Here is a 17,441-nt window from a genome sequence, read left to right on the forward strand (position 1 = left end):
GTCTGCTTCACTCACATGGGTTACGCAAGCGGAGCAGGTGACTACGGAAGGTCGCCATCGCCTCCGACGTCAGAATGGAGGGAGAGGAGTGCAACGGCCGTGGACTGGTTCACCGCATCCGACTACTGGCTGAGCCGGCTGGTCTTCCAACGAGCGCTGGCAGCCGTCTACCTGGTCGCGTTTCTCACCGCGGCCCTCCAGTTCCGGGCGCTGCTCGGCACGCGCGGGATGCTGCCGATCCCCCGCTTCGTCGCGCGCGTGCCCTTCCGGCAGGCGCCCAGCCTGTTCCATCTGCACTACTCGGACCGCTTCTTCGCCGGATGCGCCTGGACGGGCGTCGCGGTGTCGGCGGCGCTACTCGCGGGGCTCGACGGGTGGCTGCCGCTGTGGGCGGCGATGCTGCTCTGGCTCGTCCCGTGGCTGCTGTATCTGTCGATCGTCAACGTCGGCCAGACCTGGTACGGCTTCGGCTGGGAGTCCCTGCTGCTGGAGACCGGATTCCTCGCCGTCTTCCTCGGCAACGACGAGGTGGCCCCGCCGATCGTCGTGCTGTTCCTGCTGCGCTGGATCCTGTTCCGGGTCGAGTTCGGCGCGGGTCTGATCAAACTGCGCGGCGACGCCTGCTGGCGGAAACTGACCTGCCTGGACTACCACCACGAGACCCAGCCGATGCCGGGCCCGCTCAGCTGGTTCTTCCACCATCTGCCGAAGCCGCTGCACCGGGCGGAGGTCGCCGCCAACCACGTCACCCAGCTCGCGGTGCCGGTGCTCCTGTTCACCCCGCAGCCGATCGCCACCGCCGCCGCCTCGCTGATGATCGTCACTCAGCTGTGGCTGGTGCTGTCCGGCAACTTCTCCTGGCTGAACTGGATCACCATCGTGCTGGCCCTGTCCGCGGTCCGGTTCCCCGCCGACCCGCCGTCGGTGCCCGACGCCCCGCTCTGGTACGTGGTCGTGGTGCTCGCGGTGGCCGCGCTGCTGCTGTTCCTCAGCTACCGCCCGGTGGCGAACATGGTCTCCCGCCGCCAGATCATGAACCGCTCCTTCGACCCGCTCCACCTGGTCAACACCTACGGCGCGTTCGGCAGCATCAGCCGGGTGCGGTACGAGGTGGTGATCGAGGGCACCGCGGAGGCCGTGCCGCGCCAGGACTCCGACTGGCGGGAGTACGAGTTCAAGGGCAAACCCGGCGATCCCCGGCACTGGCCGCGCCAGTTCGCGCCGTACCATCTGCGGCTCGACTGGCTGATGTGGTTCGCCGCGCTGTCGCCGGCCTACGCGGGGTCCTGGTTCGGCGCGCTGGTGGAGCGGCTCCTGGAGAACGACCGCGACACCCTGAAACTGCTCCGCCGCTCCCCCTTCCCACCCGACGAGCCGCCCCGCCACATCCGCGCCCGTCTGTTCCGCTACCGCTACACCACCTGGCGGGAGCTGCGCGAGACCGGGGCGTGCTGGCACCGGACGTACGTCCGCGACTACATGCCGCCGACGCGGCTGGCGGAGGCGGTTCAGAGGTCGTAGACGCGGGTGGCGGTCCCCTGGAAGACCTCGGTGCGTTCGGCCTCGCTCAGCCCCGAGGTCAGTTCGGCGGCGGCGGTGAGCACCTCGCCGTAGGTCGCCGCCAGTGTGCACACCGGCCAGTCGGAGCCGAACATCAGCCGGTGCGGTCCGAAGGCGTCCAGGACGACGTCGGCGTACGGGCGCAGGTCGTCGACCGTCCAGGACGTCAGGTCGGCCTCCGTGACCATGCCGGACAGCTTGCACACCGTGTTGGGCAGGGCGGCGAGGGCCCGGATCGACGTCGTCCACGGTTCCAGGTCGCCGGTGGCGATGGGCGGTTTGCCGAGGTGATCGAGGACGAAGGTGAGCCCGGGGTGCTCGGCGGCGGCCCGGAGGCAGGCGGGGAGCTGGTGGGGCCGGACGACGAGGTCGTAGACGAGCCCCGCGTCGGCGACGGCGGCCAGGCCGCGGCGTACGACCGGACGCAGCAGCCACTCCGGGTCGGGTTCGCCCTGGACCTGGTGGCGGATGCCCTTGAGGTGACGGCCGCCGGGGAGGGCGCGCAGCCGGGCGAGTTCGTCGGCGACGCCGGGGCGGGTGAGGTCGGTCCAGCCGACGACGCCCGCGATCAGGTCGTGGCGGTCGGCGAGGGCCAGGAACTCGGGGGTCTCCTCAGGGACCGTGACCGTCTGGACGAGCACCGTGCGGCCGACTCCGACGGCCTCGGTCTCCGGCCGGAGGTCGTCGACGGTGAAGTCGCGGCGCAGCGGGGCGAGTTCGGGACCGGTGATCCAGTCCTGGTCGCGTATGGACAGGTCCCAGACGTGGTGGTGGGCGTCGACGATCACGGCCGGTCCTCGGCGGGCAGGGGGGCGTCGGCGGGCAGCAGGCCGGTGTCCCGCAGCTCCTGCCAGTAGGCCGCCGGTACGGGGCTGCGGAACTGCGCGGCGCAGTCGTCGACCTCGGCGGCGGAGCGGGCGCCGACGAGGACGGCGGTGACGGCCGGGTGGGCGGCGCAGAAGGCCAGGGCGGCGGCGCGCAGGGTGGCACCGTGCTCCTCGGCGAGCGTCTTCAGGCGCAGGGCGCGCTCCAGCAGTTCCGGGGGCGCCTGGGCGTAGTCGTAGGTCGCCGTCGGCTTCGGGTCGGCCAGCAGGCCGGAATTGAAGGGGCCGCCGAGGACGACGGCCGTGCCGCGTTCGACCGCGGCGGGCAGGAGGTCGGTGAGGGCGCTCTGGTCGAGGAGGGTGTAGCGGCCGGCGCACAGCACCACGTCCACGTCGGTGTCCCGGACGAACCGGGTGAGCATCGCGGTCTGGTTCATGCCCGCGCCGATCGCGCCGACCACGCCTTCCGCGCGCAGTCGCTCCAGCGCCGGATAGCCCTCACGGAAGGCCTGTTCGGCGTGGTCGTCGGGGTCGTGGAGGTAGACGGTGTCGACGTGGTCGAGGCCGAGCCGTTCGAGGCTGGCGTCGAGTGTGCGGCGGATGCCGTCGGCGGTGAAGTCCCACACGCGGCGGTGGGTGGCGGGGACGGCGAAGCCGTGCGCGAGGTCGTCGCCGGTGCCGTCGGCGGGTTCCAGGCGGCGGCCGACCTTGGTGGAGACGGTGTACGCGGTGCGGGGGTGTGCGCGCAGGGCGGCGCCGAGGCGGCGTTCGGACAGGCCGAGGCCGTAGTGGGGCGCGGTGTCGAAGGCGCGGATGCCCTGCCGCCAGGCGGCGGCCACGGCGGCGTACGCCTGCTCGTCGCCGACCTCGGTGTAGAGGTTGCCGAGGGCGGCGGCGCCGAAGGCGAGGGCGGCGCTCACCGGGCCGCCGGGCGCAGCCGCAGGCCCTGCATGCCGCCGTCGACGGCGAGCGCGGTGCCGGTGGTGGCGCCGGACAGGGGGCTCGCCAGGTAGGCGATGGCGCCCGCGACTTCGGCGGCGCCGACCAGGCGGCCGGTGGGCTGGCGGGCCTCCAGGGCGGCGCGTTCGGCGGCCGGGTCGGCGGCGGCGTCGAGGAGGCGGCCGATCCACGGGGTGTCCGCGGTGCCGGGGTTGACGCAGTTGACGCGGATGCCCTCGCGGACGTGGTCGGCGGCCATGGCGAGGGTGAGGGAGTACACGGCACCCTTGGTCGCGCTGTAGAGCGCGCGCTGCGGCAGGCCCGCGGTGGCCGCGATGGAGCAGGTGTTGACGATGGCGGCGTGCGCGGATCGGCGCAGGTACGGCAGTGCGGCGCGGGCGGTGCGGACCATGCCGACGACGTTGACGTCGAGGACGCGGTGCCATTCGGCGTCGTCGTTGTCCTCGACGGTGCCCTGGGCGCCGATGCCGGCGTTGTTGACGAGGATGTCGAGTCCGCCGAGGTCGTCCGCGGCGGCCGAGACCGCCCGGCGTACGGAGGTGTCGTCGGTGACGTCCGCGCGGTAGCCGAGCAGCGGCTTCTCGACCGTCGTGGGGTCCAGGTCGAGGACGGCGACCCGGGCGCCGCGCTCGGCCAGCAGCTCCGCGGTGGCCCGGCCGATCCCGGAGGCCCCGCCCGTCACCAGGGCCCTCAGTCCCTCGAAGTCGCCCATTCCGCCTGCCCCTTCCGCGTGCGCTCGGCGAGGTCGGCGGCCCAGAAGGTGCCGCCGGGGAACGTGTACCGCGCGATCGACTCCGGGCGCAGGGCGGCCGAGAAGCCGGGCGCGGTGGGTGCGGTGTAGTGCCCGTCCCGGATCACCACCGGGTCGAGGAAGTGGTCGTGGAGGTGGTCGACGTACTCGATCACCCGGTCGTCGGTGGTCCCGGAGACCGTCAGATAGTCGAACATCGCGAGGTGCTGGACGAGTTCGCACAGTCCGACGCCGCCCGCATGTGGGCAGACCGGGACGCCGAACCGGGCGGCGAGCAGCAGGATCGCCAGGTTCTCGTTGACGCCGCCGACCCGGGCCGCGTCGAGCTGGAGGACGTCGATGGCGCCGGCCTGGAGCAGTTGCTTGACGACGATCCGGTTCTGGGCGTGCTCGCCGGTGGCGACCTTGACCGGGGCGACGGCCCGGCGGATCGCCGCGTGGCCGAGGATGTCGTCGGGGCTGGTGGGCTCCTCGATCCAGTACGGGTCGAACGCGGCGAGGGCCGTGGTCCAGCGGATCGCCTCGTCGACGTCCCAGCGCTGGTTGGCGTCGACGGCCAGGCGGATGTCCGGTCCGATGGCGGCGCGGGCGGTCCGGCAGCGGCGGATGTCGTCGTCGAGGTCGGCGCCGACCTTCAGCTTGATCTGGGTGAAGCCGTCGGCGACGGCCTGGCGGGCGAGCCGGGTGAGCTTCTCGTCGTCGTAGCCGAGCCAGCCCGGGGAGGTGGTGTAGGCGGGGTAGCCGCCCGCCAGCAGCCGGGCCCGCCGCTCCTCTGCGCCCTCGCGGCCGCGGCGCAGCAGGTCCAGCGCCTCCTCGGGGGTGAGGGCGTCGGTGAGGTACCGGAAGTCGATCTGGCCGACCAGCCACTCGGGGTCGGCGTCGGCGAGCAGCCGCCACAGCGGCTTGCGGGCGCGCCGGGCCGCGAGGTCCCAGACGGCGTTGACGACGGCGCCGATCGCCATGTGCATCACGCCCTTCTCCGGACCCAGCCAGCGCAGTTGGCTGTCGCCGACGAGGTCCCGGCTGAGCGTGCCGGGGTCGGCGCACAGCGCGTCGACGGAGCGTCCGACCACGTGTCCGCGCAGCGCCTCGATCGCCGCGACCTGGACGTCGTTGCCCCGGCCGATGGTGAAGGCGAACCCGTGGCCCTCGTGTCCGTCGGCGGCGTCGGTGCGCAGCACCACATAGGCGGCCGAGTAGTCCGGGTCGGGGTTCATCGCGTCGGAGCCGTCCAGCTCGCGCGAGGTGGGGAAGCGGATGTCGTAGGTGTCGAGGACGGTGACGCGGGCGGGAGTCTGGGACGCCATGTCGCTTATTTATCAGACCACTTGGCCGCACCGACACCCCTGTGCACGGCCATGACGGCCGATTGACCCAATGTGGTCGGACCACTTCGCTGGCTAGACTGCGGCGCACCGAGGAGGGGAGCGACGGCGTGACGGAGACGGAAGCGGCCCCGCAGAAGGGCACGGTGACGCAGCGCGCCATCGAGCGGATCAAGGCGATGATCGCCGAGGGGCGACTGGAACCCGGCCAGCGGCTGCCGACCGAACGCGAACTCGCGGCCGGCCTGGGCATCTCCCGCAGTTCCATGCGCGAGGCGATCCGCGCGCTGACCGTGCTCGGCGTGCTGGAGGCACGGCACGGTTCCGGCATCTACGTCACCCGGCTCCAGGCCGCCGATCTGCTGGAGACCTTCGGCGTGGTGGCCGACCTCTCCCAGGGCGAGCGGCTGGTCGAACTCCTCGAGATCCGCCGCGTCCTGGAGTCGACGGCGACGGCGCTGGCCGCCGCGCGCATCACGGCTGAGCAGCTGGCGGAGGTCGAGGAGCACCTGGCGGCGATGGAGGCCACCGACGACCCGGACCGGATCCTCGCCCACGATCTGGCCTTTCACCGGGTGATCGCCGTCGCGGCCGGCAACGAGACGATGGCCGCCATCCTGGAAGGCCTGTCGACGCGGACCTTCCGCGCCCGGGTCTGGCGCGGCTACCAGGAGGAGGACGCGATCGCCCGCACCCGCCGCGAACACGCCGCCATCCACCGCGCCCTGGCCGCCCGCGACCCGGAGGCGGCCCGCGCGGCGGCGGCCGCGCACGTGGGCGAGGTGGAGCAGTGGCTGCGGGGGCGGCTCGGGCGGTAGCCGGGTCTCACCGGAGCAGCCGCCGCCACACCAGTTCCCGTACCTCCTCGCGGTCGCGGCCGTGGTGGTCGGCGGCGATGAGATGGCCGCCCAGCCACACCGAGAAGGCGAGCATGGCGCGGGCCTCGGCCTCGTCGTCGTCCTCGCAGAACGCGGCGAACAGCGACCGCAGATAGTCCATGCGCCGGGTGTCCACCCGCCGCAGCCGTTCGGCGACCCGCTCGTCGCGTCGCGCCCACTCGCGGATCGCGAGGTCGGTGCGGATGTCGGTGGTCACCTTGGGCACGATGGCCTCCGGCAGCCTCCGCAGCCGCTCCCGGGCGTCCCCGCCCTCGCTCTCGACGCGCTCGATGACCTGCTCCGTGACGTCGCGCTCCCAGGTGTCGAGGAGTTCGCCGAGCAGGGTCTCCCGGTCCCCGAAGTGCCAGTAGAAGCCGCCCTTGCTGACGCCGAGCGACTGCGCGAGCGGTTCGACGCGGACCGCGTCGGGGCCGCCGGCCGCGAGTGCGCGCAGGCCCTCCTCGATCCACTTGCCGCGCGGGGTGCGGGCCTGGGCCACGGTCGGTCTCCTTCTGTTCCACATCGTCCATACGCGACCGTATGGATTTTCTATACGCCGCCGTATGGAAGGGGCTACGCTGTCATCCATACACCAGCGTATGGAAGCGAGGCCTTCCTCATGAAGCTGCCCCGGACCGCACACACCTCCCAGGACTGGCTCCTCCACGCCATCTCCCACGACTTCCGCCTGGAAGACGTATGGGCCCTGCCCACACCGGGCGGCCCCGACGACTTCCCGCGCCTGCTCTCGACCTTCTCCGAGCGGGACTTCGTCAGCCAGGCCAACCTCCCCACGCGGTTCCTGTGGGCGGCGCGCTGGAAGCTGGGCGCGCTGCTCGGCTGGGACAAGGACAAGGACGGTCTGGGCACCCGGGTGCGAACCCTGCGCGACCGGCTCCCCGCCGAGGCGCGGGACCTTCCCACGGTGCCGGAGGCGGGCCCGCCCTTCTCGACGCTGTACAGGCGGGAGAACGAGTGGGCCGCCGAGATGGCCAACCGGACGGTGCACGGCATCCTGCACCTCGCCTGGGTGCCCGACGGCCACGGCGGGTATCGCGGCCAGATGGCCGTCCTGGTCCGGCCCAACGGCCGCTGGGGCAGCGCCTACATGGCCGCGATCAAGCCGTTCCGGTATCTCGTCGTGTACCCCCAGCTGCTGCGCTGGTGGGAGCGGCACTGGGACGGACGCGCCACCACCCCGGCGTGACCACCCTCGCCCGTGCCGCGCCCGGCCCCGCCGTCAGGCCCGCCGCAACCGGAGCGTCATCAGCTCGAACGGCCGCAGCCGTACGGCGATCCGCTCGCCGTCGACCATCGGCGCCGGGGCGTCCGGCAGCGGGCGTTCCAGCAGGTCGGTGACCGTGACCCCGGCGACCGCGAAACCGGCCGTCAGGGTCGCGCGGGCCCGGCCGCCGTGGGCCTCGTGGAAGCGGACGACGACGTCGCCGCTGCCGTCGTCGGCCAGTTTCACTGCCGTGACGACCACGGCGTCGTGGTCGACGAAGAGCAGCGGGGCGACCTCCCGCGCGCCCCTCAGCCGCCGCTCCGGAAGGTTGATCCACCAGCCCTCGCGCACCGCGTCGCCGATGTCCGCGCCCGGCACCAGGGCGTGCCGGAAGCGGTGGACGCCCTGGTCGGTCTCGGGGTCGGGGAAGCGCGGGGCGCGCAGCAGGGAGACGCGGACCGTGGTGGTCGTACCGGCGTCGGGGCCGGTGCGGACGGTCCGGGTCACGTCGTGGCCGTACGTCGAGTCGTTGACGAGCGCGACGCCCCAGCCGGGCTCCGCCAGGTGGACGAAGCGGTGGTTGCAGGCCTCGAACCTGGCGGCGTCCCAGGAGGTGTTGGCGTGCGTGGGGCGGAAGAGGTGGCCGAACTGGGTCTCCGAGGCGTACCGCTCGGCGTGCAAGTCGAGCGGGAAGGCCAGCTTGAGGAACTTCTCCGTCTCGTGCCAGTCGACCTCCGTGTCCAGCACCAGCCGCCGCTCCCCCGGCGCGAGCGTCAGCAGCTGGGTGACGCGGGAGGCGCCGAAGGTACGGACGACGCGGACCGAGACGCCGTCCTCGCCGACGGCGACCTCGTCGGCGTCGGTCAGGTCGGTGACGGTGTTGCGGTAGAACTCGTCGACGTCCCAGGCGTCCCACATGTTCGGGAAGTCGGGGTGCAGCTGGAGGAGGTTCGCGGCCCGGCCCGGCGCGACGGTCTCGCGGTCGGCCTCGAGGTCGTGGGCGGAGACGACGAGACCGCGGGCGTCGATCTCGACCCGGAGCAGGCCGTTGTCCAGGACGAATCCGCCGTCGGCGCGCGGCGACAGCCGGGCGGGGCGCGGCAGGTCCGCCGGGCCCGCCCCGCCCGCGGGGACCCCGTGCCGGCGGTGCGGCGCGGAGTTGAACACCAGCTCCCGCTCCCCCTCCCCGGCCAGCGCCCGCTGAGCCGCGCCGATGATGTCGTTCAGCTCGCGCGCCACCCGCTCGTACGTCTGCCGCGCCTCCCGGTGCACCCAGGCGATGGAGGACCCCGGCAGGATGTCGTGGAACTGGTGCAGCAGCACCGTCTTCCAGAGGCGGTCCAACTCCTCGTAGGGGTAGGGGAATCCGGTCCGTACGGCGGCCGTCGCCGCCCACAGCTCGGCCTCGCGCAGCAGGTGTTCGCTGCGGCGGTGCCCTGTTTGGTGCCGGCCTGGCTGGTGAGGGTGGCGCGATGGAGTTCGAGGTACAGCTCGCCGACCCAGACGGGCGGCTCGGGGTACTCGGCCTCGGCGCGGGCGAAGAACGCCGCCGGGGTCTCCCACCGGACCGTCGGGGAGCCTTCGAGGTCGCGCAGCCGGGCGGCGCGGGCGACCATCTCGCGGGTGGTCCCGCCGCCTCCGTCGCCGAAGCCGGTGGGGGCGAGGGAGTGGCGGGCGCGGCCCTTCTCGCGGAAGTTGCGGGCGGCGTGGGCGAGTTCGGCGCCGCGCATGGCGCAGTTGTACGTGTCGACGGGCGGGAAGTGGGTGAAGATCCGGGTGCCGTCGATGCCCTCCCAGCGGAAGGTGTGGTGCGGGAAGGCGTTCGTACGGGACCAGGAGATCTTCTGCGTCAGCAGGTACCTGGCGCCGGCCGCCCTGACGATCTGCGGGAGCCCGGCGGCGAAGCCGAAGGTGTCGGGCAGCCAGACCTCCTCGTTCTCGATGCCGAACTCGTCGAGGAAGAAGCGCTTGCCGTGGGTGAACTGGCGGGCCATCGCCTCCGAGCCCGGCATGTTGGTGTCCGACTCCACCCACATCCCGCCGGCCGGCACGAACCGCCCGTCGGCCACGGCCTTCTTCACCCTGGCCCACACCTCGGGCCGGTGCTCCTTGATCCACGCCCACTGCTGGGCCTGGGACATGGCGAAGACGAACTCCGGCTCGTCGTCGATCAGCGCCGTCATGTTCGCGGCCGTGCGGGCCACCTTGCGCACCGTCTCGCGCAGCGGCCACAGCCACGCCGAGTCGATGTGGGCGTGCCCGACCGCGCTGATCCGGTGCGCGGAGGGGGCGGCGGGCGCGGCGAGGACGTCCGTGAGGCAGGCCCGCGCCCGCTCCGCCGTACCCCCAACGTCCTGGAGGTCGACGGCGTCGAGGGCCCGCTCCACGGCTCGCAGGATGTCCCAGCGGCGCGCCGACTCCACCGGCAGCTCGGCCATCAGCTCGCCGAGCACCTCCAGGTCGAGCACCAGCTGCCACACCGGCTTGTCGAAGACGGCCAGCTCCATCCGCCCGAGCGTGTACTGCGGCTCGCGCCCGGCGGTCTTCTTGTCGCCGAGCGGGGTCGGCCGGAAGGGCGGGAAGCCGAGGACGACGGGGTTGGAGGCGGCCTCGATGTGCAGCCGCACCTCCTCCCCGCCGGTCACGGGCGCGCCGATCCGCACCCACTGGTTCTGCGGGTGCAGGCCCTTCACCGGGGTGCCGTCGGGCCGGTAGACCAGTCCCTCGCACTGGAAGCCGGGCAGCCCGGCCTCGAAACCGAGATCGAGCACCGCCTCGACGGTCCGCCCGGCCCATTCCTCCGGTACGGTCCCGGTGACCCGGAACCAGCTGGTCCCCCAGGGCGCGCCCCACCGCTCCCCCGCCGCGATCGGCTGCCCCTCGGCCGCCAGCCCCTCCTCGACCGGCACCGGCTCGTCGGGGGCGTGCCACACGGTCACCTCCAGCGGCACGGTCTCGGGGTACACGGCGGGCCGGACGCGTTCGTCGAGGACGCGCCTCAGACGCCCTTCGACGAGGCTGCGGTCGTCATGCATGGGATACAGCTCCCCTGCGGCGGCCGGTTCGAACCATGCCTGTTCCGTGCCTCTCGACGCGCCCCCGTTCCGTTGGGCAGAGTGCTCCCTACGTACTCGCCAGTAGCCCACTCATCGCCGAGGAGCGCCCGTGACCAACTGGGTCGGACGGACCGCCGTCGAGATCGCCGTCGCCGTGCGGGAGAAGCAGGTCACGCCACGGGAGGTGGTGGCGGAGCATCTGGCGCGGATCGAGCGGCTGGACGGGCGGATCGGCGCCTTCCGTACGGTCCGGGCGGAGGCGGCGCTGCGGGAGGCCGACGAGGTCGGGGCGCGCGGGGATCTGGGCGAACTGCCGCTCGCCGGGGTGCCCGTGGCCGTCAAGGACAATCTGGCGGTACGCGGCGAGTCCACCCGGAACGGCTCGGCGGCGACCTCGGACACACGGGCCGAACACGACCATGTCACCGTGGCCCGGCTGCGGGCGGCGGGCGCGGTGGTGGTGGGGCTGACGAACGTGCCGGAGCTGTGTGTCTTCGGTACGACGGAGGGGGTGCACGGCACGTCCCGCAACCCGTGGGACACCTCCCGTACGGCGGGCGGCTCGTCGGGCGGCAGCGCCGCCGCCGTGGCCGCCGGGATGGTGCCGATCGCGCTCGGCAACGACGGCATGGGGTCGCTGCGCATCCCGGCGGCCAACTGCGGCCTGGTCACCATCAAGCCGGGCCACGGGGTGGTCCCGGCGGGCATCGGCGAGGGCGACTGGTTCGGCATGGCGGAGAACGGCCCGCTCGCCACGACCGTGGCGGACGCGCGGCTGATGCTGTCCGTCCTCGCGGACCGGGAGATCGACGCCGTACGGCCGGACGCCTCCGCCACCCGCAAGGTCGCCCTGTCGCTGCGCAGCCCGCTCGCCGGAGTGCCCCTCAGCAAGCCGTACACCGCGGCCGCGCGGGAGGCGGCCGGGCTGCTGATCAAGGCGGGGCACCAGGTGCGGCGCGCCGACCCGCCGTATCCGCAGTCGCTGGGCGTCACCGCGCTGACGCACTGGACGGCCGGCACGTCGGTCGACGCGCAGGGCCTCGACGCGCGACTGCTGACCCGGCGCACCCGCGTCCACGCGGCCGTCGGACGGCGGTTCGTCGGGCGGGTGCGCGCCGGGGCGAGCCGGGAGGCGCTGCGCCGGCGGCTGGAGCCGTTCTTCGCCGAATACGACGTGCTGCTCACGCCGGCGCTGGCCCGCCGCTCGCCGCGGTCGGTGCCATGGCACGAGCGAGGCTGGCTGCGCAACATCGCGGCCAACTCGGCCTATTCGCCGATGACTCCGCCGTGGAACCTGACCGGCTGGCCCGCGATGGCCGTCCCGCTCGGCACACTGCCGTCGGGCGCCCCGTGCGCCGTACAGCTGGTGGGGCGGCCGGGGTCGGAGGCGGAACTGCTGGAACTGGCCGGGCAGTTGGAGCGGCTGCGCCCGTGGGAGCGGACCGCGCCGCTCGACTAGGGCGCCTGCTCGGCCGGTTGGAGGGCCTTGTACATGATGTGCAGGCCGACGCGTCCGTGCCGGGGGTGGTCGAAGGCCTCCGGCACCGTGCCGAGGATCGTGAAGCCGAGGGACGTCCAGAGCTTCACCGCCGGGTTGGTCTCGACGACCGCGTTGAACACCATGCCCCGGTAGCCGTGCGCGGCGGCCTCGGCGAGGATGTGCTCGGCGAGGGCGCGGCCGATGCCCCGGCCGCCCTGGTCGGGGTCGACCATGAAGCCGGCGTTGGCGATACCCGCGGCGGGGCCGCCGTAGTTGGGCGTGAGATAGGCGGAGCCGACGACGGCTCCCGAGGCGTCCTCGGCGACGTAGACGCGCTTGGCCGGGCTCATCCAGAGGGCGCGGGCCGCTTCCTCGCCGGTGTCGGGATCCCAGGCGTAGGTCTCGGCGGCGGCGACGATGCGATGCCAGAAGGGCCAGATGCGCGGCCAGTCGTCGGCGGTGGCTTCTCTGATCAGCATGGGCGTGAGTCTCGCACGCCCAGCTGACCTGATCGCGGCGGACCGCCCGGGGGGTCAGTCCACGCTGGGGAGGATGTGCGGCTCGGCGAGGTCGTCCTCGTAGCCCGCCAGGCGGATCGGGGCCGAACGGGCCCACACGTCGAGGCTGCCGATCTCTCCGGGGCGCCGGCCCGCGCGCTCGCTGCGTTCCTTGGGGCGCTGATCGCGATTCTTCTTCTCCGGTGTCACCGCGCACTCCTTATGTGTCGGGTCACCCTCGGGCTCGCCGGCCGGTCCGCGGTCCGCGGCGCGACGCACACTCGGGTCTGGGTCGAAAACCGTCCGGACGCGGTGGCGTCGACAACTCGCGGGAGGGCAGGCCGTTGTGCACCGGCTCATCCCGGGACGGACGGTGGGTGTGGGTAGGGACCCGTGCTGCTGTCCGTCCGCTCCAGACTAACCAAATGAGCGGGCCTCCGCTCGATGGGGTTTGGAACTAGGGGGAGATTAGGGGTGACTCTGCCAAGTCACCCCGCCTGCACCGCACAACCCCTTGCACCCGTTTGCTCCGTGATGCGCCGTTCGCGATTCACCCGCTCGGCCTATCCGGCTGAACTGATGTGCGGACGACTACCACTTGCCCGGCGCGTAGTCCTTCAGGAAGACGCCGTACAGGTCCTCGCCCGCCTCGCCGCGCACGATCGGGTCGTAGACGCGGGCGGCGCCGTCGACCAGGTCGAGCGGGGCGTGGAAGCCCTCCTCGGCCAGGCGCAGCTTGTCGAAGTGCGGACGCTCGTCGGTGATCCAGCCGGTGTCGACCGAGGTCATGAGGATGCGGTCGGTCTCGAACATCTCCTGGGCGCTGGTCCGCGTCACCATGTTCATCGCGGCCTTCGCGGCGTTGGTGTTCGGGTGCCCCGCACCCTTGTAGCCGCGGCTGAAGACGCCTTCCATCGCCGAGACGTTGACGACGTAGGAGCGCCCGCTGGGCGCCTTCCGGGCGGCCTCGGCCATCGCCGACCGCAACTTGCTGATCAGGATGAAGGGCGCGGTGTAGTTGCACAGCTGGGTCTCGAGCAGCTCCACCGGGGAGATCTGTTCGATGGTCTGCACCCAGGTGTTGGTGTCGACGACGTCCGGCACCAGGCCGCCGGCGTCGATGGCCGTGCCGTCGAGGTGGCGGGCGACGCTGGCGTTGCCCGCGACCAGGGCGAGGTCGGCCACCTTCTGCGCGTCGAGCCCGCTGACGCCGACGGGCAGCGCGGCGAGACCGTCGACCGCGCCGGAGTTGAAGGCGCCGATGACCTGATGGGCGGGCAGTTCGCCGGCGGGCAGCGGGGCGCTCTCGCCCTCGACCAGGGCGGCGTAGGCGGAGGGCAGGCGGCGCACGGTCTGCGTCGCGTTGTTGATCAGGATGTCGAGGGGGCCGGCCTCGGCGACCTGGTCCGCGAGGGCCACGGCCTGGGCGGGGTCGCGCAGGTCGATGCCGACGACCTCCAGGCGGTGGATCCAGTCCGCCGAGTCGTCCATGGCCTTGAAGCGGCGGATGGCGTCCTTGGGGAACCGGGTGGTGATCGTGGTGTGCGCGCCGTCGCGCAGCAGCCGCAGCGCGATGTACATGCCGATCTTGGCGCGGCCTCCGGTGAGCAGCGCGCGCCTGCCGGTGAGGTCGGCGCGGGCGTCGCGCTTGGCCCGGTTCTCGGCGGCGCAGTCCGGGCAGAGCTGGTGGTAGAAGTAGTCGACCTCGACGTACCGCGTCTTGCAGACGTAGCAGGAGCGCGGCCGCTGGAGTATCCCGGCGATCCGGCCCGCCTCGATCTTGGAGGAGGGCAGGATGCCCTCGGTCTCGTCGTCGATGCGCTCGGCGGAGCCGGTCGCGGTGGCCTCGGTGACCTGCCGGTCGTGGGCGGTCTTGGCGGCGCGGCGCTCCTGGCGGCGGCGCTGCTTGACCGTCCGGTAGATGTGCGAGGTGGCCCGGCGCACCTTGATCGCGTCGGGGTGGTCGACCTCGAGCTTGTCCAGCTCTTCGAGCACGCTGAGGCAGATCGCCAGACGCTCGGGGTCGATGCCGGGCCCGTAGACCACCTCGTCCGGGGTCTGGGTGCCGTCCTGTGTGACCGTCATCGCCGCTGCGTTCCCTGTTTCTGCCCTGGCGGCGCTCCGACTCGCGCCCGCATTCGAACGTCGGATTTTACGGAGCGCCGGGCCCCCTCGCCAAACCCGTCCCGATCAGGGCGTACAGGCCGTGATCAGCGTCCGCACCTCGTCGGTGAGGGCCTGGGCGAGCCGGTCGAGGTCGGGGACGGCCTCGGCGTCGGCGACGAGCCCGTAGTGGACGGTGCCCCGGTAGGTGGAGACGGCGACCGCGAGGGACTGTCCGTGGGCCAGCGGGGCGTAGGGGTAGACCTCGGCGAGCGGGGCGCCGCCGAGCTTCAGGCCGAGCGAGGGCAGCGGCACGCTGGTGACCAGGATGTCGAACCAGAGCCGGGCGGCTTGCGCGGCCAGCGGGCCGCCGAGCCGGTGGCCGAGGGCCGGCACATGGTCGGCGAGCAGGGCGACGGCGCCCGCGCCGCGGTGGGGTCCGGCGTCCTTGTTGCGGTCCATGGCGGTGCGGACCGCGCCGAGCCGGCACAGCGGGTCGGCCTCGCCGACGGGGAGACGTATCACATAGCCGGAGAGCCGGTTGCCCTGCGGGGACGCGGTGCGCGGGCGGCGGGTGGAGACGGGGATCAGGGCGCGGGGCGCGAGGCCCTCGCTGCCGTCGCCGCGTTCGTCGAGCCAGCGCCGCAGGGCGCCCGCGACGACGGCGATCAGTACGTCGTTGACGGTGCCGCCGACGGCCTTGCGGACCCGGTGCACGTCGTCGAGGTCGACGACCGCTCCGGCGGTGCGGCGGGTGCCGGAGGGCGCGGCGGCCAGGGCCGGGGAGGAGCGGACGTTCAGACCGGAGCGGGCGACCGAGGCGCCGATGCCGACGGCCCGGCTCGCGCCGGACAGGGCGCCGCGCAGGAGTGCGGGCAGCCGGCGGACGTCCGGCAGCGGGCCGCGCGGGGGCTCGGGGCGGCGGGGCCGGGACGGGGGCAGGTCCATCGGATCCAGCACCGCCGCGGCCAGGGTGAGCGCCCGCAGCCCGTCGGCCAGGGCGTGGTGGAACTTGAACAGCACGGCGAAGGAGACCCCGTCCTCGCCGGGCAGCACATGGGCCTCCCAGGGCGGCCGGCCGCGCTCCAGGGGCCGCTCCATGAGCCGGCCGGCCGCGGCCTGGAAGTCGGCGGTGGGGGCGTGCAGCCGGACGTGGTGCAGCGGGTCGAAGCCGGGGTCGGGCTCGCGGGCGGCGCCGCCGAAGGCCAGGGACCGTCTGAGGTCGAGGGGGAAGGGCCGGCTCACGTCGAGCGGCCCCCACACGTCCCGGATCCGCATGCGCAGTCCGGGCACGGCCGCGGCCCGGGCGGCGAGCAGGTCCGCGGCGTGGGCGCCCGCGGTGGGCGAGTGCGCGGTGAAGACGCCGAGGGCGCCCAGGTGCATGGGGTGCCGCTCGGACTCGATGTTCCAGAACGCCAGGTCGAGGGGTGCGAGCAGGTCGTCAGAAGTCAATGGCTTGCCTCGCGTCGACGACGGGTGGGCAAGCAGTCAATCCTCCGTGAACGATTACGGTCAAGGATTGCCGGATTACGCTCAGTTAACAGCGGATTAAGTTACGAAACCCGCTGCCCCTTGCCCAGCGCGATCACCCCGCCTTTGGACACGGTGTACAGCTCGGCGTCGCGGTCCGGGTTGACCCCGATCGTGGCGCCCGGCGGCACCTCGACGTTCTTGTCCAGGACGGCCCCGCGCACCACCGCGCCCCGGCCGATGTGCACGTTGTCGTGCAGCACCGACCCCTGCACCACCGCCCCCGGGTCGACCACCACACCCGGCGAGAGCACCGACCGGGTGACCTGCCCGCGGATCAGGCAGCCGGCACTGATGATCGACTCGCCGGCGATGCCACCCGCGTTGAAGCGGGCCGGGGAGAGCTGGTTGGAGTGGGTGTAGATGGGCCAGCTGCGGTTGTAGAGGTTGAACGCGGGCCGCTCGGCGATCAGGTCCATGTGCGCGTCGTAGTACGCGTCGAGGGTGCCGACGTCCCGCCAGTAGCCCTGGTCGCGGCTGGTCTCGCCGGGCACGTGGTTGTCGCCGAAGTCGTACAGCCGCGCCTCGCCGCGCTCGGTGAGCTGGGGCAGGATCGAACCGCCCATGTCGTGCACGGAGTTCTCGTCCTCGGCGTCCCGCTGGAGGGCCTCGATCAGGGCCTTGGTGGTGAAGATGTAGTTGCCCATCGAGGCGAAGACGCAGTCGGGGCGGTCCGGCAGGCCGGGCGGGTCGGCCGGCTTCTCCAGGAACCGCTCCACGGTCCGGCCGTCCGAGCCGGGCGTGATCACGCCGAAGGACGACGACTCGGCGCGCGGGATACGGATCCCCGCGACCGTGACACCGGCCCCGGACTCGATGTGCTGGGCGAGCATCTGCCGCGGGTCCATGCGGTACACGTGGTCGGCGCCGAACACCGCGACGTACTCGGGCCGTTCGTCGTACACCAGGTTCAGGGACTGCAGGATGGCGTCCGCGCTACCCAGGTACCAGCGCGGGCCGAGGCGCTGCTGGGCGGGGACCGGGGTGACGTAGTTGCCGAGCAGGCTGGACATCCGCCAGGTGGTGGTGATGTGCCGGTCCAGGGAGTGCGACTTGTACTGCGTCAGCACACAGATGCGCAGGATGTCGGCGTTGACGAGGTTGGACAGCACGAAGTCGACGAGGCGGTAGGTCCCGCCGAAGGTGACCGCGGGTTTCGCGCGGTCCGCGGTCAGCGGCATCAGGCGCTTGCCCTCGCCGCCCGCCAGGACGATTCCGAGCACCGAAGGTCCCCCACGACGCATGGCCGCTC

The 17,441-nt window shown here is 72.9% G+C and carries 14 protein-coding genes and 1 pseudogene; 4 read left to right on the plus strand and 11 right to left on the minus strand.

Annotated elements, in window-relative coordinates:
* Nucleotides 1–99: 99 nt before the first annotated feature.
* Nucleotides 100–1,521, plus strand: a complete 1,422-nt coding sequence (locus ACZ42A_RS29375) for a lipase maturation factor family protein (protein ID WP_468530303.1) — start codon at nt 100–102, stop codon at nt 1,519–1,521.
* Here ACZ42A_RS29375 and ACZ42A_RS29380 read toward each other — a convergent pair.
* Genes ACZ42A_RS29380 through ACZ42A_RS29395 form a run of 4 tightly spaced genes read right to left on the minus strand, consistent with a single transcriptional unit; the run spans nt 1,509 to nt 5,402 of the window.
* Entirely contained in the window at nt 1,509–2,348 is an 840-nt protein-coding gene (locus tag ACZ42A_RS29380; protein WP_468530304.1) for an amidohydrolase family protein, read from the minus strand. The genes ACZ42A_RS29375 and ACZ42A_RS29380 overlap by 13 nt on opposite strands.
* Nucleotides 2,345–3,304, minus strand: a complete 960-nt coding sequence (locus ACZ42A_RS29385) for an aldo/keto reductase (protein ID WP_468530305.1) — start codon at nt 3,302–3,304, stop codon at nt 2,345–2,347. The genes ACZ42A_RS29380 and ACZ42A_RS29385 overlap by 4 nt, the downstream gene beginning before the upstream one ends.
* Nucleotides 3,301–4,056, minus strand: coding sequence for an SDR family NAD(P)-dependent oxidoreductase (locus tag ACZ42A_RS29390; RefSeq protein WP_468530306.1), 756 nt, complete (start codon nt 4,054–4,056; stop codon nt 3,301–3,303). The genes ACZ42A_RS29385 and ACZ42A_RS29390 overlap by 4 nt, the downstream gene beginning before the upstream one ends.
* Nucleotides 4,035–5,402: an L-fuconate dehydratase gene (locus ACZ42A_RS29395; protein ID WP_468530307.1), complete on the minus strand. Its 1,368-nt coding sequence runs from the start codon at nt 5,400–5,402 to the stop codon at nt 4,035–4,037. Before ACZ42A_RS29395 ends, ACZ42A_RS29390 begins: the two co-directional genes overlap by 22 nt.
* Before the next feature lie 128 nt (nt 5,403–5,530).
* Between ACZ42A_RS29395 and ACZ42A_RS29400 the strand changes: the two genes are divergently transcribed.
* Nucleotides 5,531–6,238, plus strand: coding sequence for a FadR/GntR family transcriptional regulator (locus ACZ42A_RS29400; protein ID WP_468530308.1), 708 nt, complete (start codon nt 5,531–5,533; stop codon nt 6,236–6,238).
* 7 nt (nt 6,239–6,245) lie between these two features.
* Here the strand turns inward: ACZ42A_RS29400 and ACZ42A_RS29405 are convergent, their stop codons facing one another.
* Nucleotides 6,246–6,797, minus strand: a complete 552-nt coding sequence (locus ACZ42A_RS29405; RefSeq protein WP_468530309.1) for a TetR/AcrR family transcriptional regulator — start codon at nt 6,795–6,797, stop codon at nt 6,246–6,248.
* Between the two features lie 120 nt (nt 6,798–6,917).
* Between ACZ42A_RS29405 and ACZ42A_RS29410 the strand changes: the two genes are divergently transcribed.
* Nucleotides 6,918–7,505, plus strand: a complete 588-nt coding sequence (locus tag ACZ42A_RS29410) for a DUF2867 domain-containing protein (RefSeq protein WP_468530310.1) — start codon at nt 6,918–6,920, stop codon at nt 7,503–7,505.
* Nucleotides 7,506–7,538: 33 nt separating this feature from the next.
* Here ACZ42A_RS29410 and ACZ42A_RS29415 read toward each other — a convergent pair.
* Nucleotides 7,539–10,558 (minus strand): annotated as a pseudogene (locus tag ACZ42A_RS29415) (alpha-mannosidase).
* 130 nt (nt 10,559–10,688) lie between these two features.
* On the opposite strand from ACZ42A_RS29415, the gene ACZ42A_RS29420 reads away from it, so the two are divergent.
* A complete protein-coding gene (locus ACZ42A_RS29420; RefSeq protein WP_468530311.1) occupies nt 10,689–12,038 on the plus strand; it encodes an amidase in 1,350 nt (449 codons plus the stop codon).
* On the opposite strand, the gene ACZ42A_RS29425 is transcribed toward ACZ42A_RS29420, so the two are convergent.
* The 5 genes from ACZ42A_RS29425 to glgC form a co-directional block, all read right to left on the minus strand.
* On the minus strand, nt 12,035–12,538 hold the full coding sequence (locus tag ACZ42A_RS29425; RefSeq protein WP_468530312.1) for a GNAT family N-acetyltransferase: 504 nt from the start codon (nt 12,536–12,538) through the stop codon (nt 12,035–12,037). The genes ACZ42A_RS29420 and ACZ42A_RS29425 overlap by 4 nt on opposite strands.
* Before the next feature lie 54 nt (nt 12,539–12,592).
* On the minus strand, nt 12,593–12,766 hold the full coding sequence (locus ACZ42A_RS29430; RefSeq protein ID WP_468530313.1) for a hypothetical protein: 174 nt from the start codon (nt 12,764–12,766) through the stop codon (nt 12,593–12,595).
* 381 nt (nt 12,767–13,147) lie between these two features.
* Nucleotides 13,148–14,641 carry an SDR family NAD(P)-dependent oxidoreductase gene (locus tag ACZ42A_RS29435; protein ID WP_468530314.1) on the minus strand — a complete coding sequence of 498 codons (1,494 nt, stop codon included), beginning with the start codon at nt 14,639–14,641 and terminating at the stop codon, nt 13,148–13,150.
* 105 nt (nt 14,642–14,746) lie between these two features.
* Complete coding sequence (locus ACZ42A_RS29440) at nt 14,747–16,111, minus strand: wax ester/triacylglycerol synthase family O-acyltransferase (protein ID WP_468530315.1); 1,365 nt, start codon at nt 16,109–16,111, stop codon at nt 14,747–14,749.
* A gap of 101 nt (nt 16,112–16,212) precedes the next feature.
* Complete coding sequence (gene glgC / locus ACZ42A_RS29445; RefSeq protein WP_468530316.1) at nt 16,213–17,433, minus strand: glucose-1-phosphate adenylyltransferase; 1,221 nt, start codon at nt 17,431–17,433, stop codon at nt 16,213–16,215.
* Nucleotides 17,434–17,441 lie beyond the last annotated feature (8 nt).

Source organism: Streptomyces sp. NPDC030838, from assembly GCF_055572035.1.

Coding starts and splice junctions, on each gene's coding strand:
- ACZ42A_RS29395 (WP_468530307.1), bottom strand. CDS start 5,402: ATGGCGTCCCAGACTCCCGCCCGCGTCACCGTCCTCGACACCTACGAC.
- ACZ42A_RS29410 (WP_468530310.1), top strand. CDS start 6,918: ATGAAGCTGCCCCGGACCGCACACACCTCCCAGGACTGGCTCCTCCAC.
- ACZ42A_RS29435 (WP_468530314.1), bottom strand. CDS start 14,641: ATGACGGTCACACAGGACGGCACCCAGACCCCGGACGAGGTGGTCTAC.
- ACZ42A_RS29390 (WP_468530306.1), bottom strand. CDS start 4,056: ATGGGCGACTTCGAGGGACTGAGGGCCCTGGTGACGGGCGGGGCCTCC.
- glgC (WP_468530316.1), bottom strand. CDS start 17,433: ATGCGTCGTGGGGGACCTTCGGTGCTCGGAATCGTCCTGGCGGGCGGC.
- ACZ42A_RS29425 (WP_468530312.1), bottom strand. CDS start 12,538: ATGCTGATCAGAGAAGCCACCGCCGACGACTGGCCGCGCATCTGGCCC.